The sequence below is a fragment of the Trinickia sp. EG282A genome (genome assembly GCF_040965455.1).
Lineage (GTDB): Bacteria > Pseudomonadota > Gammaproteobacteria > Burkholderiales > Burkholderiaceae > Trinickia > Trinickia symbiotica.
In genome coordinates this window covers 45,061-68,312 of record NZ_JBFRCC010000003.1, presented here as the reverse complement: position 1 = coordinate 68,312, position 23,252 = coordinate 45,061, and the positions used below count along the sequence as shown (strand labels likewise).

Here is a 23,252-nt window from a genome sequence, read left to right as displayed (position 1 = left end):
GGCCGGTCCGCCAGTGCCACAGCGGCGGATACGACGCGCCGACACTGCGCTACATTGGCTTGATATTAGAAGGCGTTACATGTCGACTACAAAGAAAACAGCCGAGCGATTCATCAAAAAATATCCGAACCGTCGGCTCTATGACACGGAGACGAGCACGTACATCACGTTGAGCGACGTGAAGCAACTGGTGCTCGACCAGGAGGACTTCAAGGTCATCGATGCGAAGACCAACGAAGATCTGACGCGCAGCATCCTGCTGCAGATCATTCTCGAAGAGGAGAGCGGCGGCGTGCCGATGTTCTCCTCTTCGATGCTCTCGCAGATCATCCGTTTCTACGGGCATGCGATGCAGGGAATGATGGGCACGTATCTGGAAAAGAATATTCAGGCGTTCATCGATATCCAGAACAAGCTCGCCGAGCAGTCGAAGACCCTCTACGAGGGCAATGCGCTGAACCCCGAGGTATGGTCGCAATTCATGAACATGCAGGCGCCGATGATGCAGGGCATGATGACGAGCTACATCGAACAATCGAAGAACATGTTCGTGCAACTGCAGGAGCAGATGCAGAACCAGGCGAAGTCGATGTTCAGTTCGTTTACCTTCAACAAGCCCAATTCGGGGTCGGAGCCGCCGGAAAAGAAGTAGACGGCATTCGATCGCTATCGATTCGCGACCAACGGCAGGTTGGAATTCCGACAGGCGTGCACCACCGGCCGGATTTCCATTTGCGCTGAGATGCCATGCACCGTCGGGGCGGCCGTTTGCAAGCCGTTCTCGATCGACTCGCCCAGCCGCACGACTTCGTCGAATTGGGTGATCAACTCGAAGCAGACAACAAAGGCGAGCGTGTACGAGGCTGCCGGCGATCGCTCGAACCATATCGATGCCGGCCGTGCATATCGCTTCCTCGCGGCATCACGCGTCATCAGATAAGTAATGGCGACGCCGAGGATGGCGCCTCCGATGACGTCCGTCGGATAGTGCAGACCCAGGTACACACGCGGCAGGCAAATGAAGACGACTGTGTAAAGCAGGACGAGCGCGCCAAGTGTTCGCCAGACCAGAAAGATACCAGTGGCGACGGACATCCACAGCATGGCATGATCGCTTGGGAATGAGTTCCAGAAGCGCAACACGGGTTCCGGGAAGTTCACAGGGGGGAAGTGCAGAAGCAGCTCTGAGTTATGAATCGGCCGCACCCGATAGGGCAGGTAATGCGCCAGTGTCCTGCCGACGAGCAGCGACAGGAGTCCACTCACTATCGTCGCGATCACCATCTCGCGTTGCCACTCTCGGCGCTCGCCAGGCTGGAACCAGATCCACCAGAGAACCGGGATCAGCACGAAGCCCTTGAACGTATAGAGGCCCGCCATCACGCGAATCGCGTGGTTGAGCACGGCAGAGTCGAATTCGTGCTGCGTAAGAAATGTCAGTATCGCGGTATCGAAACCGTTCATCGTCGTCCCCCACGGATTTTGTATCGAATGCTTGTCAGGACTGGCGCTATGTTGTTCGAGCACGGAGGCCGGTGAGGGTAGCACTACGGAAACGGCATAAAAAGCTCAAAAAATGATGGCGCGGTACAATACGCGGTTTCTCGGACGGGTTGCGCGCGGTGCCGTGCACATGCCGCTCGCCGCATCCTGTCGTCGCTATTTGCCGAACCGCCCATGCCGCAGACTTCATCCCCCACCTCGCCTGTCGCCGCGCCGAGCGCCGCTCCCAAAGTCGGCTTCGTTTCCCTCGGGTGCCCCAAGGCTCTCGTCGACTCCGAGCAGATCATCACCCAGCTGCGCGCCGAGGGTTACGAGATCTCGGGCACCTATGACGGTGCCGATCTCGTTGTCGTCAACACCTGCGGCTTCATCGATGAAGCGGTTCAGGAAAGCCTCGACGCCATCGGCGAAGCCCTCACCGAGAACGGCAAGGTCATCGTCACCGGCTGCCTCGGCGCCAAAAAGAGCGCAAGCGGCACCGGTCTCATCGAGGAAGTGCATCCGAAGGTGCTCGCGGTCACCGGCCCGCACGCCGTCGGCGAGGTCATGCAGGCCGTGCACAGCCATCTGCCCAAGCCGCACGACCCGTTCGTCGATCTGGTGCCGCCCGCGGGGATCAAGCTCACGCCGCGCCACTATGCGTATTTGAAGATTTCCGAGGGCTGCAACCATCGCTGCACGTTCTGCATCATCCCTTCGATGCGCGGAGACCTCGTCTCGCGTCCCATCGCGGAAGTCATGCTGGAAGCCGAGAATCTCTTCAAATCGGGCGTGAAGGAGTTGCTCGTGATCTCGCAGGACACGAGCGCCTACGGTACCGATGTCAAGTTCCGCACCGGCTTCTGGAATGGTCGTCCCCTCAAGACGCGCATGACGGAGCTCGTCGGTGCCCTCGGCGAGCTCGCAGCGCAATACGGCGCCTGGGTCCGGCTCCATTACGTCTATCCCTATCCGCACGTCGACGAGATCATTCCGATGATGGCCGCGGGCCCGCTGAAGGGCCACGTTCTGCCCTATCTCGACGTGCCGTTCCAACACGCCGATCCGCAAGTGCTCAAGCGCATGAAGCGTCCAGCCAACGCCGAGCGGACGCTCGAGCGCGTCGCCAACTGGCGCCGGATTTGCCCCGATCTGACGATCCGCAGCACGTTCATCGCGGGGTTCCCCGGCGAGACGGAGGCGCAATTCGAGACACTCCTCGAATTCATTCGGGCCGCGGAGCTCGATCGAGTTGGCTGCTTCGCGTACTCTCCCGTCGAAGGTGCGAGCGCGAACGAGCTCGATGGCGCGTTGCCCGATGAAGTCCGGGAAGCGCGTCGCGCGCGCTTCATGGAGGTCGCCGAAGAAGTGTCGGCCAAGCGCATGGCGCGCAAGGTCGGCAAAACGCTGAAGGTGCTCGTCGACGAAGTCAACGCCGACGGCGGCATCGGCCGCACGGCAGCCGACGCCCCGGAGATCGACGGCGTGGTCTATGTCGCGCCGGCGACGAAGGCGTCGAAGCGCTACAAGGTCGGCGACTTCGTTTCGGTGAGAATCACGGGCGCCGACGGGCACGACCTGTGGGGAGAAGTCTGACCGCAGCGCGTGCTTCGCATCTCGTTCGCCTTGAATACATCCATCGACACTTCAGTTCAGGAGACGGCAATGCAACGAGAAGTCGTAGTGGTGAGCGGCGTGCGGACGGCGGTCGGCGATTTCGGCGGCAGCCTCAAGGACTTCGCGCCGACCGAGCTCGGCGCGCGCGTCGTGCGCGAAGCGTTGTCGCGCGCGCAAGTGCGCGGCGACGAAGTCGGCCATGTCGTCTTCGGCAATGTCATTCAGACTGAGCCGAAGGACATGTACCTCGCGCGCGTGGCCGCGCTCAACGCCGGCGTGGCGCAGTCCGCGCCCGCCATGACGGTCAACCGTCTGTGCGGCTCGGGTCTGCAGGCGGTCGTTTCGGCCGCGCAGAGCATTCTGCTCGGCGATACCGACATCGCTGTCGCGGGCGGCGCGGAAAGCATGAGCCGCGCACCGTACATCGCGCCGGCCGCGCGCTTCGGACAGCGCATGGGCGACGCGCGCATCGTCGACATGATGCTCGGCGCGCTTCATGACCCCTTCGAGTCGTTTCATATGGGCGTGACGGCCGAGAACGTCGCGCGCAAGTACGGCATCACGCGTGAGGCCCAGGATGCACTCGCCCTCGAATCGCATCGGCGCGCGTCGCGCGCGATTCGCGAGGGTTACTTCAAGAGCCAGGTCTTGCCGATTTCGGTTCCGTCCAAGAAGGGCGAAGTGGTCTTCGACGCCGATGAGCATGTCCGGCACGAGACGTCGATCGAAGATCTCGCGCGGCTCAAGCCTGTCTACCAGAAGGAAGGCGGGACGGTGACGGCCGGCAATGCGTCGGGCATCAACGACGGTGCGGGCGCTCTCGTGCTGATGGAGCGTCGCGTCGCCGAAGCGCGAGGGATCAGGCCGCTCGGGCGCATCGTCGCGTACGGCCACGCGGGCGTGGATCCGGCATACATGGGCATCGGGCCGGTGCCGGCCACGCGCCACGCACTCCAGCGCGCCGGGCTTTCGGTGGCCGATCTCGACGTGATCGAAGCCAACGAGGCGTTCGCGGCACAGGCATGCGCGGTGACGGCGGAGCTCGGGCTCGACCCGGCCCGCGTCAACCCGAACGGTTCCGGTATCTCGCTCGGTCATCCGATCGGCGCAACGGGCGCGATCATCGCGATCAAGGCGCTCTACGAGCTGCAACGCCGTGACGGGCGCTATGCGCTCGCCACGATGTGCATCGGCGGAGGGCAAGGCATCGCCGTCATATTCGAAACTTACCAACCATGACAGACTCCACTTCCTCCTCGCGGGCCCGGCAAACACGGATTGTCCATGCTGAGCCGCATCTCGAGCCGGGTTTCGAGTCGTTCGTGACGCCGGTCATGCGCGCCTCCACCGTCGTCTTCCCCGATCTCGCAACCGTGCGAGCGGGGGATTGGCGCGACGATTCGCAATGGCGCTACGGCCTGCACGCGACGCCGACTTCCGCCGCACTCGCGCAGCGCATCGCGGCGATCGAGGGCGGCAAGCAAGCGCTGTTGCAGCCATCGGGACTTTCGGCGATCTCGAACGTCTATTTCGGCATCGTCAAAACAGGCGACGACGTGCTGATTCCCGATAACGTCTACTCGCCGAACCGCGAGCATGGCGAGTGGCTTGCGCACGATTTCGGCATTTCCGTCCGCTACTACGATCCGCTCGTCGGCGGCGGCATCGCCGACCTGATTCGGCCGAATACGCGTCTCATCTGGATCGAGTCGCCGGGCTCGGTCACGATGGAAGTGCCCGACGTCCGCGCGATCGTGGCGGCGGCACGCGAGCGCCATGTCGTGACCGCGATCGACAATACCTATTCGGCGGGCCTGGCATTCCGGCCGCTCGAGCTTGGCGTCGACATCTCGGTGCAGGCGATGACGAAGTACCAATCGGGCGGCAGCGACGTCCTGATGGGTGCGACGATCACGATCGATCACGAGCTGCACCTGAAGCTGAAACGCGCGCGCATGCGCATGGGGATCGGTGTCTCGGTCGACGATTGCTCACTCGTGCTGCGCAGTCTGCCGAGTATGAAAGCTCGCTTCGAGGCGCACGATCGTACCGCGCTGGGCCTCGCACGTTGGCTGAAGGCGCGTCCGGAAATCGCGGCGGTGCTGCATCCGGCGCTGCCCGATTGTCCGGGCCATGCCGAGTTCATGCGCGATTTCACAGGCGCGGGCGGGCTTTTTTCGGTGATCTTCGATGAGCGCTACAGCCACGCGCAGATCGATGCGTTCGTCGAGGCGCTCGAGCTCTTCGCCATCGGTTGGAGCTGGGGCGGCGCGTACAGTCTCGCCATGCCGTACGACGTGGTGTCGATGCGCACGGCATCGCGCTGGCCGCATCGGGGTATCCTGGTCCGGTTCTATACCGGTCTGGAAGACGAGGCCGATCTGCGTGCCGATATCGAACGCGCGATGAAGTCGGCGCTCGGTTGATTCCTTAGCCGCGCTCCGGCGCTCAGAATAGCCGCAGCAGGCCGTCGAGGCCGACGTAATTGAATGCCACGTCGGCAGCGGCGCGCACGACAGGCTTCGCGCGGAACGCGACCGAGAGTCCCGCCTCGTCCATCATCTCGAGGTCGTTCGAGCCATCGCCGAAGACGATGGCCTGCGACGTCGGAATGCCCGACGCCTCGCAGGCCTTGCGCAACGTATGCGCCTTCACGCTCGCGTCGACGATCTCGCCGAGCACCTTTCCTGTCAGCTTGCCGTCGACGATTTCGAGTGTATTGGCCCGCGCGAAATCGAGGTTGAGCTTCGCTTTGAGCCGGTCCGTGAAGAACGTGAAGCCGCCCGAGACGAGCAGCGTGCGCATCCCGGCAGCCTGCACGGCGGCGAGTAGGGTCTCCGCGCCCGGCGAGAGTCGCAGCCGTTCGCGGAAGACGTGTTCGAGCGCAGTCGCATCGAGCCCTTCGAGCAGCGCGACGCGCGCCGTGAGGCTTTCATCGAAGTTCTTGATCTCGCCGCGCATGGCGGCCTCGGTGATCGCCGAGACTTCCGCCTTCAGCCCGCAAAAGTCCGCGATTTCGTCGATGCATTCGATCGTGATCAGCGTCGAGTCCATGTCCATGGCCACGAGGCCAAAGTCCCGCAGCGAAAGCCCGGGGCGCACGAACGCGTAGTCGAGCGCGTGAGTCGCGCAATAGGCTTCCACGTCGCCGCGCTGGGCCGGATCGGCATCGGCGATTCGGACCGCATAAGGATCGACGGGCTGCGCATGCGAGCCCCGTGCGAGTGCGACAAGCGGTTTGACATGAGCAGCCGCTAACGGCTCGGGGCTTTGAATGACGAGATTCATCGGTGAGGCGGGGAAGTCGTTCGTTCTGGTATCGGCGCGGCTGCCGCCGCGGGAAATCCGCCCATTGTAACGGTTCGCCACCGGCCGGCCTATCGGGGCCGTATCCGCAACCGCATTCGCCGCACGAATGCAAGCGGTGCAACTCCCGATCGCGGCCGGCGAGCCGCTCGTCGCCGGTAGCGTTAGACTGGGAGCGCGGGCCATCCGTCCGGTCGCGAGATCGGCTCCGGTGCTGCCTGCATCGTCGTGTGCCGCACCAACCGAGGATGACGTAACATGATGAGACGACCCCTGCGCCCACCCCGCTCGCTGCTCGCGGCTTGCGCCTGCGCGGCTGCCTTCGCCGGCGTTGCGATCGCACCCGCCACGCATGCCGCTCCGCCAATCACGGTCACATCCAAGACGCCGACTTCCGGTCCGATCAAGTACACCGTGAAAGTCGCCTCGAAGGCGTTCGGCAATCTGCAGGAGACGCGAACGATCAGCTCGGGGCAGACCGACGACTTCAACTGGAAAACGGCGTCGACGGCTGGCGCGACACCCGTTCCCGAGCAGTGTCCCGGCTATATGTCTCTCGCGCTCGATGCGAACGGCGCGCTCGCTCGCCAGATCAGCGTGCGCCTCGCGCCCATCGTCGCCGACGACGGCACGGCCACGGTGCAGATGAGCGTGCAGGCGAGCGTGCCCAAGGGCCGAGCGACGACCGTCAAGACGGGCGGCAAGACGCTGCAATGTCCGCAGGTGACGGCGATGAGTCAGGTAGTGCGCTTCACGATGCCGACGACCGGAGCGGCGAAGACAGTCGCGCTCAACGACGGCACGCGCGTGACCGTCTCGGCCAAGCGCTGAGACCTCCGTTTCGCGCGGCAATTTGCGCCGGTGACGGCTCGAGTCCGTTCCGCATCACCGGGCTTCGCGGCGCTCCAGCAGCCGCGAGGCCAGAAACCGATGGTCGGCCGAGAAGAGCCGCCGATAGGTCAGCAGGACGGCGCCTACGGTGCCGAGCGCCGACGATGCCGCGATCAGGAACATGATCACGATCTGGTATCGGACGGCCTGCAGCGGCGATTGTCCGGCCAGCACCTGGCCCGTCATCATCCCCGGAAGGCTGACGACGCCGACCACGGTCATCTGGTTCAACGTCGGAATCATGCCCGCGCGCACGGCTTGCCGCGCGGGGCCTTGTGCGGCCTCCCAGCGCGTCGCGCCGAGCGCGAGCGCCATGTCGACGCGGTCGCGCCGCGCGGTCAGCTCCTCGGCCATTCTCTCGATCGCGAGCGAGACGCCCGTCAGCGTGTTGCCGAGGATCATCCCGAGGATCGGTATCGCATACTGCGGCTCGTACCAGGGATGAATGCGGATCACGGCGAAAAGGCCGATGGCCGCGACGAGCCATGCGCTGATCCAGATCGAAACGATGCTGTCGGCGCGTTGGCCCGCGTAGGTATGGGCGCCGCGCGCCGCGCCGGCCAGCCCGGCGACGATCGTCATGACCGCGATGACGGGCAGGACCACGTACCAATGGGCATTCGCGAACACCCAGCCGAGCACATAGCCGATGGCGAGCAACTGAACGACGGTGCGCACGGCGGCGAGCGCGAGCTTGCGGCCGAGACCGAGCGAGAGCGCCATCGAGACGGCTCCGTTGACGACGATGAGCAATGCCGCAATGGCGACGTCTACGAGGCTGAGATTTTGCAGAACGGCATTCATTGCACAGGCTCCTCCGCCAATCCGAGCTGGCCGGCGCGCATCGTCAACTGCCGCACGGCGACGCGCGCGGCCTGCGCCGGGTCGTGCGACACCCAGATCCAGCCGCGCCCGGCGGCACGGGCGTCGAACCAATCGGCGACGAGCGCTTCGATGGCTTGCGCGGATTGCGGATCGAGCGAGGCGGTCGGCTCGTCGAGGAACAGCACCTCGGGATCGAGCTGAAGGACTCGGATCAGCGCGGTGATCTGCGCTTCGCCGCCCGAGAGCTCGCTCGCGCGTTTGTCGAGAAAATCGCTTGCGCGGCCGGCGCGCTCGGCGAGCCGCGTCGCGCGAGTGCGGTCGAAGCGCGCGCCGCGATAGGCATGAAGCGAGAACGGATAGCGCAAATTGTCCTCGACCGTGCCGTCGAGCAGGGCCGGACGCTGCCGGACGTACGCGACGTTCTTGCGATAGCGCGGAATCGTCCGGCGTTCGACAGGCCGCCCATGCCATGCTATGCGCCCCGCGTCGAGCGGGTCCAGCAGCGCGAGCGCGCGCAAGAAGACGCTTTTGCCGGCGCCCGACGGGCCCGTGACGGCCAGGCGGTCGCCGGCGGCCAGCGCGAAGTCGGTTGCGGCGAGCAGGGTGGTACCGGTACGCGGATCGCGTCGGACGATGCCCTGCGCTTCAACGAGAAGTGGGGTGTTCAATCGGCGGCTCTTTGATGATCGTGGCACGCGGTTCGTCATGATAGAGGGAGATCGGCGGCATAGTGCTTGCTCCAGCGCAACTATGACGATCGCGCTCGGGATCGATGCGGTAGAGCGATCGGCGCGCGCGGCCAATCCGCGGAGCATTTATGCCCGTTGAACGCACTCGCCGGTCCGTTCTCGGCACGGTCGGCAAAATTCTCGCCTGGGTCATCGGCATCGACGTCATCCTCGTAGCGGCGCTGGCCGTTTTCGTCCTGACGTTCGACTGGAACCGGGCCCGGCCGTGGATCGACGACAAGGTATCGCAGGCGCTCGGGCGGCCGTTCGCGATCAACGGCGATCTGCGCATCGGCTGGGAGCGCCCGGTCGGCGAAAGCGGCTGGCGCGCCTGGGTGCCGTGGCCGCGATTTTCCGCCTATCGTGTGACGATCGGCAATCCATCATGGGCCAAGGCGCCGCAGTTCGCGACTTTCGACGAGATCACCTTCGACGCGAAGGTTCTGCCGCTCATCGCGCATACGATCGCCGTGCCGACGATCGACTTCGTCAATCCGTCGATCGACCTCGAGCGCCTCGCGGACGGGCGCGATAACTGGACGTTCCAATTCAAGCAGTCGCAGCAGCCGATGCATTGGTCCGTGGAACTCGGCACCCTGGGTTTCGCGAAGGGCACCATCACGCTTGCGGACGCGCTCAAAAAGATCGACATGCGGGTCGGCGTCGATACGCTTGGACAGCCGATCCCGATTGGGGAGGTGCTGAAGCAGCAAGAATCGGCGTCGCGGCAAACGGCCGCGAACGTCGTGGGCAAGCGCGGCGCGCGCAAGCTCAGCAAGCAGGAAAAGGCCGCGTCGGGCACGAGAGCGGGCTCGGCGGCATCCGCGGTGTCCGGCGCGGCGATTGCGCCATCGGTATCCGGAGCATCCGGCGCATCGACGTCGGCGGGAATCGCGAACGCCTCCGCCGCTTCCGGAGCCGCCGCCAGCTCGCCGTCCGCCGCGCCCTCGAACCCTCGCGATCAGTACGCGCTGGGCTTCACGGCAAACGGCACCTATCGGTCGACGGCAGTGTCGGGTACGGGCAAGATCGGCAGCGTGCTCGAACTGCGCGACACGACCCGCCCGTTTCCGCTGCAGGCCGACGTGAAGATCGGAGACACGCGACTGGCGCTGGTCGGCACGCTCACAGACCCACTGCATCTGGCGGCGCTCGACATCCGGCTCTGGCTGCAGGGCGCAAGCGCCGCTCATCTTTATCCGATCCTCGGCGTGCCGCTGCCTGAGACGCCGCCTTATGCGACCGACGGGCACCTGGCCGGGAATCTCGGCACCAAAGACACCGTTCTGACCTACAGCGGCTTCACGGGCCGCGTGGGCGGCAGCGACCTCGAAGGCACGTTGACCTACGACAATCGAGGCCCGCGTCCGCTGCTGAAGGGCAATGTCGTTTCGAAGCTGCTGCGCTTCGAGGACCTGGCGCCGATCATCGGAGCCGACACCAATGCCAGCAAGGCCCATCGCGGCGAGGCGATCAAACAGCCCGCCGACAAGGCATTGCCCGTCGAGCCTTTCCGAACCGATCGCTGGCGTGCGGTCGATGCCGATGTGACGTTCACGGGCAAGCGCATCATCAAGAACCCGCAGTTGCCGTTCACTGACCTCTACACGCACGTCGTGATGAAGGATGGCAACCTGGCGCTCGTGCCGCTGCGTTTCGGCTTCGCGGGCGGATCGCTGGCCTCGGACATCCACCTCGACGGCGGGGCGGTGCCGCTCAAGGCCCGCGTTTCGTTGTCCGCGCGGCATCTGAAGCTGAAGCAGCTGTTCCCTACGCAAAAGACGATGCAATCGGCCCTCGGCGAGCTGAACGGCGACGCCGCACTATCGGCGACGGGCAACTCGCCGGCGGCGATGGCGGCGACGCTCGATGGCGAGACGAAAGCACTCGTCACGCAGGGCAAGCTGAGCCTGCTGTTGATGGAAGCGGCGGGACTGAACGTGGCGAATGTCGTGTATCGGAAGCTCTTCGGCGACCAGAACATCAACATCCACTGCGGCGCGGCCGATTTCGTGGCGACGCACGGCGTGCTCGATACACGCACGTTCGCGCTCGACACCGACGATGCGCTTATTGCAATGAATGGCAACATCGATCTGCGCAACGAATCGATGAAGCTGTCGATTCACCCTCAGACGAAAGGACTGCGCGTCTTTTCGCTGCGCTCGCCGCTCTACGTCAAGGGCACGTTCAAGCATCCGGACGTCGGCGTCAGCAAAGGCGCGCTCGCCCTGCGGGCCGGCGCGGCCGTCGCCCTCGGTCTCATCAATCCGTTCGCGGCGCTGATTCCGCTCATCGCGCCCAGTCATAACAACCCTGCGCCTTGCGACGAGCTGATCGCCCGCATGCGCGAGGCGCCGAGCGAGAAGCCGGCGGCCGCGACGCAATCCGACCGCCCGTCCGCGCCGGCAAGCGCGGCGGCGCCGGCCGAGAACGGAGGGGCCAGCGCGGGTAAAGGCAGGTGAGCTTCACGAAAGCTTGGTAAAATTCCAGGTTTTTCGTCGAACGTCATTCCGAGGACTCGCGCCGTGCTGTCTACCGCCAACATCACCATGCAATTCGGGCCGAAGCCCCTTTTCGAGAACATCTCGGTCAAGTTCGGGGAAGGGAACCGGTACGGCCTCATCGGCGCGAACGGCTGCGGGAAATCGACATTCATGAAGATTCTCGGCGGCGATCTCGAGCCGAGCGCGGGCACGGTCATGCTCGAGCCGAACGTGCGCCTCGGCAAGCTGCGGCAGGACCAGTTCGCTTACGAGGACGTGCGCGTGCTCGATGTCGTCATGATGGGGCACACGGAGATGTGGGCCGCGATGACCGAGCGCGACGCGATCTATGCGAATCCCGAGGCGACGGACGACGATTACATGCACGCCGCCGAGCTCGAGGCGAAATTCGCGGAGTACGGCGGCTACACGGCCGAGGCGCGCGCGGGCGAACTGCTGCTCGGCATCGGCATCCACATCGACGACCACAACGGCCCGATGAGCAACATTGCGCCGGGCTGGAAGCTGCGCGTACTGCTCGCGCAGGCGCTTTTCTCCAAGCCTGACGTGCTGCTGCTCGACGAGCCGACCAACAACCTCGACATCAATTCGATCCGCTGGCTCGAGAACGTGCTGAACGAGTACAACTCGACGATGATCATCATCTCGCACGATCGTCACTTCCTGAACCAGGTCTGCACGCACATGGCGGACATGGATTACGGCACGCTGAAGGTCTACCCGGGCAACTACGACGACTACATGCTCGCATCGACGCAGGCCCGTGAGCGCCAGGCCGCGGCGAATGCGAAGGCGAAGGAGCGTATTGCCGATCTGCAGGACTTCGTGCGCCGCTTCTCGGCGAACAAGTCGAAGGCACGCCAGGCGACGAGCCGCTTGAAGCAGATCGATAAGATCAAGATCGAGGAATTCAAGCCGTCGTCGCGGCAGAACCCGTTCATTCGCTTCGAGTACGAGAAGAAGCTCCATAACATCGCCGTGGTGGCCGACGGCATCACGAAGCGCTACGACCGCACGATTTTCGAGAATTTCAACCTCTCCGTGCAGCCGGGCGAGCGGATCGCGATCATCGGCGAAAACGGCGCGGGCAAGACGACGCTTTTGCGTTCATTGTTCGGCAACCTCGCCGTCGATCGCGGCACGGTTAAGTGGGCCGAGAATGCGAACGTCGGCTACATGCCGCAAGACACCTACGAGGAGTTTCCCGACGACGTCACACTGACCGACTGGATCGATGATTACCGCAAGGAGGGCGATGACGATCAGATGGTGCGGGGCACGCTCGGCCGCCTGCTGTTCAGCGGCGACGACATCAAGAAATCGGTGAAGGTGCTGTCGGGCGGCGAGAAGGGCCGCATGATCTGGGGCAAGCTGATGCTCGGCCGCCACAACGTGCTGCTGATGGATGAGCCGACCAACCATATGGACATGGAGTCGATCGAATCGCTGCAGATCGCGCTCGACAAGTACGAAGGCACGCTGATCTTCGTTTCGCATGACCGCGAGTTCGTCAGCGGCCTGGCGAATCGCATCATCGAGGTCCGCACAGACGGGACGCTCGTCGACTTCGGCGGGAACTACGAGGATTTCCTCGCGAGTCAAGGGTTGCAGTAACCCGGGAGCCAATTCGAGCCAGGTGAGTAGAATAAGCGGATCCAACCGAAGAGGCGGGGCCGCGATGAAAACGTACGCGCACCTTTACGTCGGCGGAAAGTGGCTCGAGCCCGCCGGGAGCGGCACGATCGATGTGATCGATTCGGCCACCGAGGAGGTCATGGGCCGCATTCCCGAAGGGACGGCGGCCGATGCGGAAGCCGCCGTCGAAGCGGCCAAGCTCGCTTTCGATGGCTGGTCCGCCACGCCGCCCGAGAGGCGCGCGGAGTACCTGCAGAAGATCGCCGAAGCCGTCAAGGCGCGAACCGAAGAGCTGACTCAACTCATCTGCGGCGAAGTCGGCATGCCGATCAAGCTCACGCGCGCCATACAGGTCGGGTCCGCCGTCTACAACTGGAAAGCCTACGCCCGGCTCGCGCGCGAGTTTCGATTCGACGAGCGCGCCGACAATTCACTCGTCGTACGCGAGCCCGTCGGTGTCGTCGCGGCCATCACCCCGTGGAACTATCCGCTCAATCAGATCACGCTGAAAGTGGCCCCCGCGCTGGCTGCCGGCTGCACCGTCGTGCTCAAACCTTCCGAAGTCGCCCCGCTCAATGCATTCGTCCTCGCGGAAGCCATCGAGGAGGCCGGGTTGCCTGCGGGCGTCTTCAATATCGTCAGCGGCTATGGCCCCGTCGTCGGTGAGATCGTGGCGAGCCATCCGTTCGTCGATATGGTTTCGTTCACGGGCTCGACGCGCGCAGGTAAGCGTGTCGCGGAGCTGGCCGCGGCCACGGTCAAGCGCGTCGCGCTCGAGCTCGGCGGTAAGTCGGCCTCGCTGATTCTCGATGATGCCGATTTCCCGACCGCCATCAAAAGCACGGTCGCGGCCTGCTATCTGAACTCGGGGCAGACCTGCTCCGCGCACACCCGGATGCTCGTGCCGGAATCGCGATACGACGAGGCCTGCGCGCTGGCGAAAGCCGCGGCCGAAGACTATGTGGCGGGAGACCCCCGCGACGAACGAACGCGGCTGGGCCCGCTGGCATCGGCCGCGCAACTCCAGCGGGTTTATGGCTACATCGAACGCGGCATCGCGGAAGGCGCCGAGCTCATTACCGGCGGCACCGGTATGCCCGATGGCATTTCGAAAGGTTTCTTCGTGAAGCCGACAGTGTTTGGCGGCGTTCATCCCAAGGCGACGATCGCTCAAGAGGAGATCTTCGGCCCTGTCCTGTCGATCTTGACGTATGAAGACGAGGGGGAGGCCGTTCGTATCGCCAACGATTCGCCCTACGGGCTCTCCGGCGCGGTCTGGGCCGGGGACGACGAGCGAGCGCTGCGCATAGCGCGCCGCATCCGGACTGGCCAAGTCGAGATCAACGGCGGGACCTGGAACATGGAAGCACCGTTCGGTGGCTTCAAACAATCGGGATATGGCCGCGAGAACGGCAAGTACGGCCTCGAGGAGTATCTCGAATACAAGTCCATGCAGTTCAAGCTCGTGAAGCCGGGCGGCCGATAGCAGGCGGCTTACGCGGCTTGCAGCGCTCGCTCGATGCATCGGGCAAAGCTGCGGCCGCACGGCTCGGAGATACATCGACCACACGATTCGAACCAGCCGCCGTCGTCTGCCGCGGGCCCGAGCGGCGTATTTAAAGCTTGTCGTACTTGAACCGCACGGCCGTGCCTTCGCGTTCGATCCGCGACCAGACCGCGCGCTTTTCGTCGTCCGACATGAAGACCCAGTTTGAGACTTCCACCGCGGTCCGCCCGCAGCCTTTGCAGACGTCGTCGAAGAGCGTGGAGCACACGCCGATGCAGGGGCTGTCCGGGCGATCGTGGAGGTCTGAAGGCATTGAAAGATCTGAGGCATGCGTGGGAGCCGTCATGTTAACCGATCCCGCCGTCGGCTCCCCTTCGGCGCTCAATCGTGCGGCGCGTCGACAGGCCCTCTATTGGTGCAACGGGAATCGACGTGCTGCCCGGTTGCGCCTCGCCAACGCTTCCCCTCCGGATTTCGTCGCGACAAACTGGCCGAAAGGCCAAAAAGCAATTTTTTCAGCTAGACACCGGCGCATAACCGGCTAAAATTGCGCGCGATTTGGGGGAGCGAAGCGTGCCGGGCATGACGACCGCTGTGCGGTTTGCGCGACAGCCGGGCTGGCCTGCTGGCGTTTTTTCGTTCGGCAGCCACAATTGGTGATAGGTTTCGAAGTTTTCGGAAGGGGCCGCGCGCGTGGCGCTGCGGTGTCGAGCGGGCAGACGGCCGGTACCGGCCGGCGGATCGGAGAACGGAATGGGAAAACGGGTAATGAGCGGGCTCGCGGCGCTCGCGCTGTTGGCGGCGCCGTGGGCGATGGCGAAGGACACGCAGCTGAACGTCTATAACTGGTCCGACTACATTGCCAAGGACACGATTCCGAACTTCACGAAAGAAACGGGCATTCAGGTCAAGTACGACAACTACGACAGCGACGATACGCTGCAAGCGAAGCTGCTGACGGGCAACTCGGGGTACGACATCGTCGTGCCGACGAGCAACTACGCGGGCAAGCAGATCCAGGCCGGCATTTTCTCGCCGCTCGATAAAGCGAAGCTGCCGAACCTCAAGTATCTCGATCCGCAACTGATGGCGCTCGTTGCCGGTGCCGATCCAGGCAACAAGTATGTCGTGCCTTGGGCATGGGGCACGACGGGCCTCGGCTACAACGTGACGAAGGTCAAGCAGATCCTCGGCCCGAAAGCCGCGCTCGATAGCTGGGACATTCTCTTCAAGCCGGAAAACATCTCGAAGTTGAAAGCCTGCGGCGTCTCGGTGCTCGACGCGCCGGACCAGATGTTCGCGGCGGCGCTCCATTACATCGGGAAGGATCCGTACACGACGAACCCGGCCGATTACCAGGCCGCGCTCGCGATGTTGAAGAAGATCCGCCCCTACATCACGCAGTTCAATTCGTCGGGCTATATCAACGATATGGTCGGCGGCGACATCTGCTTCGCCTACGGCTGGTCCGGCGACGTCGTGATCGCCAAGCATCGCGCAATGGAAGCGAAGAAAGCGTACGAGATCGAGTACTACATCCCGAAGGGCGGGGCGCCTGTCTGGTTCGACGTGATGGCGATTCCGAAGGACGCGGCGCATAAGGACGCCGCGCACGATTGGATCAACTACATCGAGACGCCGCAAGTCAACGCCGCGATCACCGATGCCGTCTATTACCCGACGGCGAATGCCGAGGCCAAGAAATACGTGAAGCCGGACATTGCGAAGGATCCGGCCGTCTACCCGCCGCCGGACGTCGTCAAGACGCTGTTCCTGCTGAAGCCGCTGCCGGTCGATATCCAGCGGCTGCAAACGCGGCTCTGGACCGAATTCAAGACGGGTCGCTGATTAGCCGATAGCACGCGATGGAACGAGCGAATGCCGACACGACACCCTATCGGGGTCGGCAGCCCTCGTAATTGAGCCCCCGGAACCCAGCCGGGGGCTTTGTACGTCAAACGATGGAGTCATGCAGGAGATCATGAGCGATCAGTCGGTCCGGCAGGCGGCGACCGCCGCGCGTCCCACGTCGACAGTTCCGGCGTCGGCCGAGAACTTCGTCCAGATCGTGGACGTGGTGAAGAAATTCGGCGAAACGGTCGCCGTCCGCAACGTCAGCTTATCGGTGGCGAAGGGCGAGCTCTTCGCGCTGTTGGGCAGCTCTGGCTGCGGCAAGTCCACGTTGCTGCGCATGCTCGCCGGGTTGGAGGCGATCACGTCGGGCAAGATCCTGATCGACGGCGAGGACCTGGCCCAGATGCCGCCGTACCGGCGCCCGGTCAATATGATGTTCCAGTCCTATGCGCTTTTCCCGCATATGACTGTCGAGGCGAACGTCGCTTTCGGGCTGAAGCAGGAGGGTGTGGCGAAGGCCGAGCTGAAGGAGCGCGTGCAGGATGCGCTCGAACTCGTTCAGATGACGCGTTTCGCCAAGCGCAAGCCGCATCAGCTTTCGGGCGGGCAGCAGCAGCGTGTCGCGCTCGCCCGCTCGCTTGTCAAGCGGCCGAAGCTGCTCCTGCTCGACGAGCCGATGTCCGCGCTCGACAAGCAGATTCGCCAGCGCACGCAAATCGAGCTCGTCAATATTCTCGATCGCGTCGGCGTCACCTGCATCATGGTTACGCACGATCAGGAAGAGGCGATGACGATGGCGAGCCGGCTCGCCGTCATGAGTGAGGGGCAAATCGTCCAGCTCGGCACGCCTAACCAAGTCTACGAATATCCGAACACGCGATTCTCGGCCGAGTTCATCGGCTCGACGAACCTTTTCGACGGCCATGTCGTCGAGGATGAACCCGATCATATTTTCGTCGAAACGGACGAGCTGCCCTGCAGGCTCTACGTGAACCACGGCATCACGGGGCCGCTCGGAATGCCGGTCACGATTTCCGTGCGGCCCGAACGCATCGCGCTCACGCGCAAACCGCCCGAGGGTGCTTACAACTGGGGGCGTGGCACAGTCGCCAACATCGCGTATCTGGGCGGCTATTCGCTCTATCACGTGAGGCTCGATTCGGGTAAGACCGTGATCGCGAACGTCTCGAGCCTTGCGCTTTCCGAGATCGAATCGCCGCAATTGAACGACGAGATCTATGTGCGCTGGAGCGCATCCGCCGGCGTGGTGCTGACCGCATGAAACAGATGATGCTCTCGTTCGCCGCATGGCCCGCGCGGCGCTTCAGGCTGACAGGCAATACGGCCGTCATCGCCGGCCCGTTCATATGGTTGCTCCTGTTCTTCTTCGTGCCGTTCCTGCTCGTCGTCAAGATCAGTTTCGCGGAGTTGCAGCTCGGCATCCCGCCTTATACCGAGCTCGTCAGCATCAAGGAGGGCGTAGTCCAGATTTCGCTCAATCTCGCGCACTATGCGTTCTTGCTGAGCGACAGCCTTTACTTCGCGACCTACATCAACTCGGTCATCGTCGCGGCCGTGACGACGCTGCTCTGCCTGCTGCTCGGCTATCCGATGGCCTACTACATCGCGCGCTCGAGCCCCGGTTCGCGGAACATTCTGATGATGGCCGTGATGCTGCCGTTCTGGACTTCGTTCCTGATTCGCGTGTACGCGTGGATCGGGATTTTGAAGAACAACGGACTGCTCAACAACTTCCTGATGGCGATCGGCCTCATTCACGCCCCGATCGAGCTTTATCGCACGAACACCGCGGTCTATATCGGGATGGTCTACTCGTATCTGCCGTTTCTCGTCATGCCGCTTTACGCGCACCTCGTGAAGATGGACTTGACGTTGCTGGAGGCCGCCTACGATCTCGGCGCGAAGCCGTGGAAGGCTTTCGTGCAGATTACGCTGCCGCTTTCGAGGAACGGCATTATCGCGGGCTGCCTGCTCGTGTTCATTCCCGCTGTTGGCGAGTACGTGATTCCTGAACTGCTCGGCGGCGCGAATACGCTGATGATCGGCCGCGTCATGTGGAACGAGTTCTTCAACAACGCCGACTGGCCGATGGCGTCCGCCGTGACCTGCGCGATGGTGATACTGCTGCTTGTGCCGATGGCACTTTTTCAGCACCAACAAGCCAAACAACTCGAAGCGCGCCGATGATAAAACCGAACCGCACGTTGCAGCTGATCGCGCTCGGCATCGGCTTCGCCTTTCTCTACATTCCGATCCTGAGCCTTGTCGTTTACTCGTTCAACGAGTCGCAGCTCGTCACGGTTTGGACGCGCTTTTCGACGCGCTGGTACGCCGCGCTTGCTCAGGACGACGAGCTCATTACGTCTTTCTGGCTGTCGCTGCGTATCGCGCTCGCGACGGCGTTCGCTTCGGTGGTCATCGGCACGTGGGCCGGTTTCGTTCTCGCGCGCATGGGACGTTTCCGGGGATTCACGCTTTTCACAGGGATGATCAACGCGCCGCTCGTCATTCCCGAGGTGATTCAGGGCATTTCGCTGCTGCTGCTCTTCATCGAGATGGGAAAGTGGCTCGGCTGGCCGGAGGGAAGAGGGTTCACGACGATCTGGATCGGGCATGTGATGCTTTGCATGTCGTATGTGGCCATCATCGTCCAGTCGCGCGTGCGCGATCTGAATCCGTCGCTCGAGGAAGCGGCGCTCGATCTCGGGGCGACGCCGTTGAAGGTCTTCTTTGCGATCACGTTGCCGCTCATCTCTCAAGCGCTGATGGCGGGGTGGCTGCTGTCGTTCACGCTGTCGATCGACGACCTTGTGCTGTCCGCGTTTCTTTCCGGGCCAGGGTCGACGACGCTGCCACTCGTTGTTTTCTCGCGCGTGAGGCTCGGGCTCAATCCCGAGATGAATGCGCTCGCGACGCTTTTCATCGCCGTTGTGACGGTCGGTGTCGTCGTAATCAACTACTTCATGCTTAGGGCGGAGAAGAGTAGGTTGGCGGGCGTGGCTTGAGGCCGACCGAGGGAATCAGATTGCGATATTCGACCTCTGGGGTCAACTCGTCATCCGGGTTACGCTTTCGTGGCATTTGGGGATTATGGTGTTTCGTTGAAGGCGTACCGCTGCGCCGGCTGATATGTCGCCGTGGTGGACGTCTCGTCAAACGCCGTCCTCGACGCCATACAGTCTGCCACTAACGACAACGTCGTACCTGCGATCCAGAGACCTGAGGATACCGTCCCATAGCGGATGGCGGTCGCCGAATCGTTGTCCTGGGATGCTCGTGTAGCCGCGGCAGCGAAGGCGGCCGCCGCGACATTCGCCGCACCGCTCGCCGCCGCCAGCCCTCTCCGGACCCTGCTGTTCGATGTGTCGAATGCTGCGCGCCCTATCGTCGCAAACGCGCTGAGTTCCCATACCACTGAACCGGCATAGTCGAGAGCGGCCTGAGTCGCGCCCGAGGTGAACGGCGCAACAGCGCTCACGAGGCCGGCACCCGCGTTCAGAACATTGTTGGCAGTCGCCGGCAGGCTGCGGGGCTGCATATTGCCGAGTTCGGACATGCCCGCGCTGCCACTCCAGAGGACGCCGCTTGCCGCGTCCACCCACATCGCCGCTCGGGGAGGTAACCTGAATCCCAATGCTGCCGTCACTGCCGCGAGATAGTCCGGCACCGGAGCGTACCTGGATACGCGTTGCTGCCAGTTGCTCGCGCCTTGCAGCGCAAGCGCGGGAGGCATGTCAAGGCTGACTTGGCCTTCTGTCGGCGCTGACATACTTGCGCGGGTTGACGCCGCGGATGGACCGTCGTTGACAAGAATCGCCGGTGCACTGTTGCGTCGCGCCAACGGCGCCCTGGCGGAATTGGCGTAGCGTAGATCCAGTGAATCGAAACGCCTCAGTGCCGTATTTTCCGGCGAGTCGAGCGCGCGGAGCGGGGCATCGCTGACGTCGTGGCGTTCCGCATGATGTCTGCTCTTGCTTGGCGCTTTTTCGAGACTACGCATCATATTCGTCTGCCGCGGCGAATGAGGTCGATTGCAAGGGCTACGTTTAGGCGCGAGGCCTGTTCTTTCGCTCACCCAGATGCAAAATCGTCCACGCGAAGCGCATTGAAATTGAGCCGATGCCCGGAACAGAAAAAGCGACTTTGGAATAACGCAAGAAAAGCCTCATGCGAGTATAGACAGCATGGAGGATGCCTATTGTGCGGAATCGCGGTTTATCGATCAATATCCACCGATTGACGGCTTCGTTGGCTTTACTTTGCAAAGCTCTCATTGCCCTCGCTCCGTGGCGTGCAGCTGATCTCACTATACTAAACGCGTGCCCTGACACCGAGCGCTTTTTTGGCGATAAGGACTATGTGTACATTTTAGTCCTTCGCGCGGTATGGGGATTAGGAAGTGAACTTGCCGTCGAGTGCGAGAGCCGAAACAAGGTTTCTTTACTTTGGAAGAGCCGACAGTGCCTTTACCGGCAACCAAAAGCCGCATTGCTCAAGATATTTCTTCACAGATGGCACTTCTTCATCAGGAACGAAAATTATTTTGATTTCATCACTCGTGCACCCGCCTTCAATGCCGACCTCATCACCAATGCTCAAACTTACACCTTCTATGTTTTTGCCAGATTTCGGCTTTAACCCATAGACGACGGGGAAGTTCGATGTTATTAGTCTTGTCGCCTCTTGGTCAGCTTGGCCCAACTCGTCAAGCTTACATTCTGCCGTTTTTCTCAGTCGCGTGGATTTGTCCACGAATGACCCAAAGGTCCGTAGATCTGGTGGTTTGATAATGTCGTTCGATGCCAACGCCGTATTCGTGGCATAATCAACGGCTCCATCGATGTTGAGTTCTGCCACCACAGAAAGGTACTTCTTATTGAATGCCTTATCCTCGAGAGAATTGCCGCGCTCGCCCGTGAAAACTGCTGCGTTATGCTCCAACAGGACGCCCATAGGGAGCAAACATCCTCGTATTGCTTCTTCCGTAGAGCGGTGAAACGAGACCAGGCTTCCGGAGCGTGAACCATGAAAATAATCACTTTCTTCTGAAACTGCGCGTACGTTTGCAAGTTTTTCTTGCTTTTTCCTTATCTCGGCGCCGACGTCCAACCCGAGCGGTGCAATCTTCAGGTTCCTGCGTTTTAGAAGCGGCGCGAGTGACCTGACCGGGGCGTGCTGCAGCGCCTCGCCTTCCTGTTTCTCGGTCAAGTTTTGATCGTCAAGACGCTCCGGACGGACGATAGGAGCCGGGGGGCGACGAGCGGGCGGTTCATGGTTCATGCGAATTGGGCATGTAATGCTGCACGAGTCATCCGAGTTACCTGGTGCCCACCTTAGTTCTTTGAGTCGTCTGAGTGACCTGTCTATTTTGATAGGACGCGGCCCTGACGAAATTGGGGTCGTCCAAATAGACTGCCTTTTTCCAAGATTAGGGATTTTTCAACGCAGACGCTTCTCCCAGCGCCTGAAAAAGCATCGCCGTATCGGCGAAGCGTGCGCTCCTTGCGCGAACAGCGCCGATTTTCGCGTTCAGATACCCTTGCTCGGCGGAGCGCGCGGCGGGAGGAGCCAAGGCGCCGAGACGCTGGCGCGCCGCCGTCTCGTCGAACGCGGTGCGTGCCGATTGCGCCGCGGCCTCGGACGATGCGAGCGCCTCAGCATCGTGTTCGAGCGCTGCGAGCGTATCCGCGATATTTTGAAAGGCTGATAGGACAGTCGCCTTATACTGCGAAACGGCTGCATCGTAGCTGTCGATCGCCGCGCGCCGCTGCGCGCGCAGCGCTCCGCCATGAAAGATCGGCTGCGAAATCCCGGCGCCGAGGCTCCAGATCGCGCCGGCCCCCGAGACCGCAGCCGGCCAGCTGAATCCGCCCTGGCCCATCGAGGCCGTCAGCGAGAGGCTGGGAAATAGCTGTGCCGTGGCTGCGCCGACCTCCGCCGCGGTTTCTTTCACCAGGGCATCAGCCGCCCGGATGTCGGGCCGCGTGCGCAACAATTCCGACGGCACGACGACGGGCACGTGCTCCGGCAGCGTCAGGCTCGTCAAGTCGGGAATGGCCGGAGCCGCATCGGGCGTGCGTCCGATCAGCACGGCAAGCGCATGGACGGCCGTCGCGCGCTGCTGTCGCAAGCCGGCTAGCGTCGCAGCGATGGTCTGCGCATTCTGCCGGGAGGCGAGCGCCTGGGTATGCGTCACGGCGCCGAGCGCGTGACGCCGTTCGTCCTCATTGGCGGTTTCGTTCGCCAGCGCGACGAGCCGCTCGGTAATCGCGATCTGTCGGTCCAGCGTCGCCGCGTTGATCACCGCGCCGACGATATTGGCGGCCAGCGCTCGCCGTGCCGCCTCGAGTTGGAACGCCTGTTGGTCGATACGCGCGCCGAGCGCCGCATTGGCGTAGCGCACGGCACCGAACAGGTCGAACGTGTAGTGCGCCTCGATCTGACCGACGAATACGTCGTAGGTCACCGTGTTGGGGCCCGCCGCGGGTATGCCGAGGTAGCGCTCGCGCGTGGCTTGTCCCGCGGCGTCGATCGTGGGCAGCAGCGACGAGCCGATCTGCGCTCGCAATTGCTCATGCGCCGCGGCCAGCGACTTCTCGGTTGCGGCCAACGTCGGGCTCGAGCGCAAACCCTCCTCAACGAGCGCATCGAGGGCCTCCGAGCGATAAAGGCGCCACCATTGCGGCACGGGCTCGGCGCCGATGTCGAACTGTTGCGCGACACCTCCCGCCGTGGCTGTCCGCGCCGGTTGAGGCCCAGCGCCATAGTGCGCGGGCGAGGGCATGGCCGGCGGATCGCCGCTCGGGCCGAACGAGCAGGCGGCGAGAACGAATGCCGCGCTGGCCGTAAGGGTGAACGTAGAGTGCACGAGCCTCATGA

21 protein-coding genes are annotated in these 23,252 nt (G+C 63.0%); 12 read left to right on the top strand and 9 right to left on the bottom strand.

Features of this window, described 5'->3' with window-relative positions; all coding sequences use genetic code 11:
* The first annotated feature begins 79 nt into the window (after positions 1 to 79).
* Positions 80 to 652, top strand: a complete 573-nt coding sequence (phaR, locus tag AB4Y31_RS14720; protein ID WP_018441656.1) for a polyhydroxyalkanoate synthesis repressor PhaR — start codon at positions 80 to 82, stop codon at positions 650 to 652.
* 14 nt (positions 653 to 666) lie between these two features.
* Here phaR and AB4Y31_RS14715 read toward each other — a convergent pair whose 3' ends face one another.
* Positions 667 to 1,464: a phosphatase PAP2 family protein gene (locus AB4Y31_RS14715; protein ID WP_368674558.1), complete on the bottom strand. Its 798-nt coding sequence runs from the start codon at positions 1,462 to 1,464 to the stop codon at positions 667 to 669.
* A gap of 213 nt (positions 1,465 to 1,677) precedes the next feature.
* Here AB4Y31_RS14715 and rimO point away from each other — a divergent pair, with 213 nt between their 5' ends.
* The 3 genes from rimO (at position 1,678) to AB4Y31_RS14700 (ending at position 5,525) form a co-directional block, all read left to right on the top strand.
* On the top strand, positions 1,678 to 3,078 hold the full coding sequence (rimO, locus tag AB4Y31_RS14710; RefSeq protein ID WP_368674557.1) for a 30S ribosomal protein S12 methylthiotransferase RimO: 1,401 nt from the start codon (positions 1,678 to 1,680) through the stop codon (positions 3,076 to 3,078).
* 69 nt (positions 3,079 to 3,147) lie between these two features.
* Positions 3,148 to 4,338 (top strand): beta-ketothiolase BktB, encoded by a 1,191-nt coding sequence (bktB, locus tag AB4Y31_RS14705; RefSeq protein WP_368674556.1) that lies wholly within the window; start codon positions 3,148 to 3,150, stop codon positions 4,336 to 4,338.
* Positions 4,335 to 5,525 carry a cystathionine beta-lyase gene (locus AB4Y31_RS14700; protein ID WP_368674555.1) on the top strand — a complete coding sequence of 397 codons (1,191 nt, stop codon included), beginning with the start codon at positions 4,335 to 4,337 and terminating at the stop codon, positions 5,523 to 5,525. The genes bktB and AB4Y31_RS14700 overlap by 4 nt, the downstream gene beginning before the upstream one ends.
* A gap of 22 nt (positions 5,526 to 5,547) precedes the next feature.
* On the opposite strand, the gene serB is transcribed toward AB4Y31_RS14700, so the two are convergent.
* The gene (gene serB, locus AB4Y31_RS14695) at positions 5,548 to 6,387 is read right to left on the bottom strand and encodes a phosphoserine phosphatase SerB (protein ID WP_368674554.1); all 840 of its coding nucleotides are present in this window, start codon (positions 6,385 to 6,387) and stop codon (positions 5,548 to 5,550) included.
* Between the two features lie 276 nt (positions 6,388 to 6,663).
* On the opposite strand from serB, the gene AB4Y31_RS14690 reads away from it, so the two are divergent.
* Positions 6,664 to 7,236 carry a DUF6013 family protein gene (locus AB4Y31_RS14690; RefSeq protein WP_368674553.1) on the top strand — a complete coding sequence of 191 codons (573 nt, stop codon included), beginning with the start codon at positions 6,664 to 6,666 and terminating at the stop codon, positions 7,234 to 7,236.
* A 54-nt stretch (positions 7,237 to 7,290) separates the two neighbouring features.
* On the opposite strand, the gene fetB is transcribed toward AB4Y31_RS14690, so the two are convergent.
* Both fetB and AB4Y31_RS14680 read right to left on the bottom strand, forming a co-directional pair.
* Positions 7,291 to 8,100, bottom strand: a complete 810-nt coding sequence (gene fetB / locus AB4Y31_RS14685) for an iron export ABC transporter permease subunit FetB (RefSeq protein ID WP_018441662.1) — start codon at positions 8,098 to 8,100, stop codon at positions 7,291 to 7,293.
* Positions 8,097 to 8,828 carry an ATP-binding cassette domain-containing protein gene (locus tag AB4Y31_RS14680; protein ID WP_368674552.1) on the bottom strand — a complete coding sequence of 244 codons (732 nt, stop codon included), beginning with the start codon at positions 8,826 to 8,828 and terminating at the stop codon, positions 8,097 to 8,099. Before AB4Y31_RS14680 ends, fetB begins: the two co-directional genes overlap by 4 nt.
* Before the next feature lie 110 nt (positions 8,829 to 8,938).
* Here AB4Y31_RS14680 and AB4Y31_RS14675 point away from each other — a divergent pair, with 110 nt between their 5' ends.
* The 3 genes from AB4Y31_RS14675 to AB4Y31_RS14665 all read left to right on the top strand — a co-directional run bounded on the left by AB4Y31_RS14675 (position 8,939) and on the right by AB4Y31_RS14665 (position 14,477).
* Positions 8,939 to 11,314 (top strand): AsmA family protein, encoded by a 2,376-nt coding sequence (locus AB4Y31_RS14675; RefSeq protein ID WP_368674551.1) that lies wholly within the window; start codon positions 8,939 to 8,941, stop codon positions 11,312 to 11,314.
* 63 nt (positions 11,315 to 11,377) lie between these two features.
* On the top strand, positions 11,378 to 12,970 hold the full coding sequence (locus AB4Y31_RS14670; protein WP_026229844.1) for an ABC-F family ATPase: 1,593 nt from the start codon (positions 11,378 to 11,380) through the stop codon (positions 12,968 to 12,970).
* Positions 12,971 to 13,034: 64 nt separating this feature from the next.
* Positions 13,035 to 14,477 carry an aldehyde dehydrogenase family protein gene (locus tag AB4Y31_RS14665; protein WP_368674550.1) on the top strand — a complete coding sequence of 481 codons (1,443 nt, stop codon included), beginning with the start codon at positions 13,035 to 13,037 and terminating at the stop codon, positions 14,475 to 14,477.
* A gap of 130 nt (positions 14,478 to 14,607) precedes the next feature.
* Here AB4Y31_RS14665 and AB4Y31_RS14660 read toward each other — a convergent pair whose 3' ends face one another.
* Positions 14,608 to 14,811, bottom strand: coding sequence for a DUF1289 domain-containing protein (locus tag AB4Y31_RS14660; protein ID WP_368674549.1), 204 nt, complete (start codon positions 14,809 to 14,811; stop codon positions 14,608 to 14,610).
* 455 nt (positions 14,812 to 15,266) lie between these two features.
* On the opposite strand from AB4Y31_RS14660, the gene AB4Y31_RS14655 reads away from it, so the two are divergent.
* The 4 genes from AB4Y31_RS14655 to AB4Y31_RS14640 all read left to right on the top strand — a co-directional run bounded on the left by AB4Y31_RS14655 (position 15,267) and on the right by AB4Y31_RS14640 (position 19,378).
* Complete coding sequence (locus AB4Y31_RS14655) at positions 15,267 to 16,346, top strand: polyamine ABC transporter substrate-binding protein (RefSeq protein WP_368675292.1); 1,080 nt, start codon at positions 15,267 to 15,269, stop codon at positions 16,344 to 16,346.
* A gap of 133 nt (positions 16,347 to 16,479) precedes the next feature.
* Complete coding sequence (locus AB4Y31_RS14650; RefSeq protein WP_368675291.1) at positions 16,480 to 17,634, top strand: ABC transporter ATP-binding protein; 1,155 nt, start codon at positions 16,480 to 16,482, stop codon at positions 17,632 to 17,634.
* On the top strand, positions 17,631 to 18,560 hold the full coding sequence (locus AB4Y31_RS14645) for an ABC transporter permease subunit (RefSeq protein ID WP_368674548.1): 930 nt from the start codon (positions 17,631 to 17,633) through the stop codon (positions 18,558 to 18,560). Before AB4Y31_RS14650 ends, AB4Y31_RS14645 begins: the two co-directional genes overlap by 4 nt.
* Positions 18,560 to 19,378, top strand: coding sequence for an ABC transporter permease subunit (locus AB4Y31_RS14640; protein ID WP_368675290.1), 819 nt, complete (start codon positions 18,560 to 18,562; stop codon positions 19,376 to 19,378). The genes AB4Y31_RS14645 and AB4Y31_RS14640 overlap by 1 nt, the downstream gene beginning before the upstream one ends.
* A gap of 83 nt (positions 19,379 to 19,461) precedes the next feature.
* Here AB4Y31_RS14640 and AB4Y31_RS14635 read toward each other — a convergent pair whose 3' ends face one another.
* The 4 genes from AB4Y31_RS14635 to AB4Y31_RS14620 all read right to left on the bottom strand — a co-directional run bounded on the left by AB4Y31_RS14635 (position 19,462) and on the right by AB4Y31_RS14620 (position 23,250).
* Positions 19,462 to 20,142, bottom strand: a complete 681-nt coding sequence (locus AB4Y31_RS14635) for a hypothetical protein (protein WP_368674547.1) — start codon at positions 20,140 to 20,142, stop codon at positions 19,462 to 19,464.
* Between the two features lie 277 nt (positions 20,143 to 20,419).
* Complete coding sequence (locus tag AB4Y31_RS14630) at positions 20,420 to 20,647, bottom strand: hypothetical protein (RefSeq protein ID WP_368674546.1); 228 nt, start codon at positions 20,645 to 20,647, stop codon at positions 20,420 to 20,422.
* 166 nt (positions 20,648 to 20,813) lie between these two features.
* Positions 20,814 to 21,581: a hypothetical protein gene (locus AB4Y31_RS14625; protein WP_368674545.1), complete on the bottom strand. Its 768-nt coding sequence runs from the start codon at positions 21,579 to 21,581 to the stop codon at positions 20,814 to 20,816.
* 220 nt (positions 21,582 to 21,801) lie between these two features.
* Positions 21,802 to 23,250: an efflux transporter outer membrane subunit gene (locus AB4Y31_RS14620; RefSeq protein ID WP_368674544.1), complete on the bottom strand. Its 1,449-nt coding sequence runs from the start codon at positions 23,248 to 23,250 to the stop codon at positions 21,802 to 21,804.
* Positions 23,251 to 23,252 lie beyond the last annotated feature (2 nt).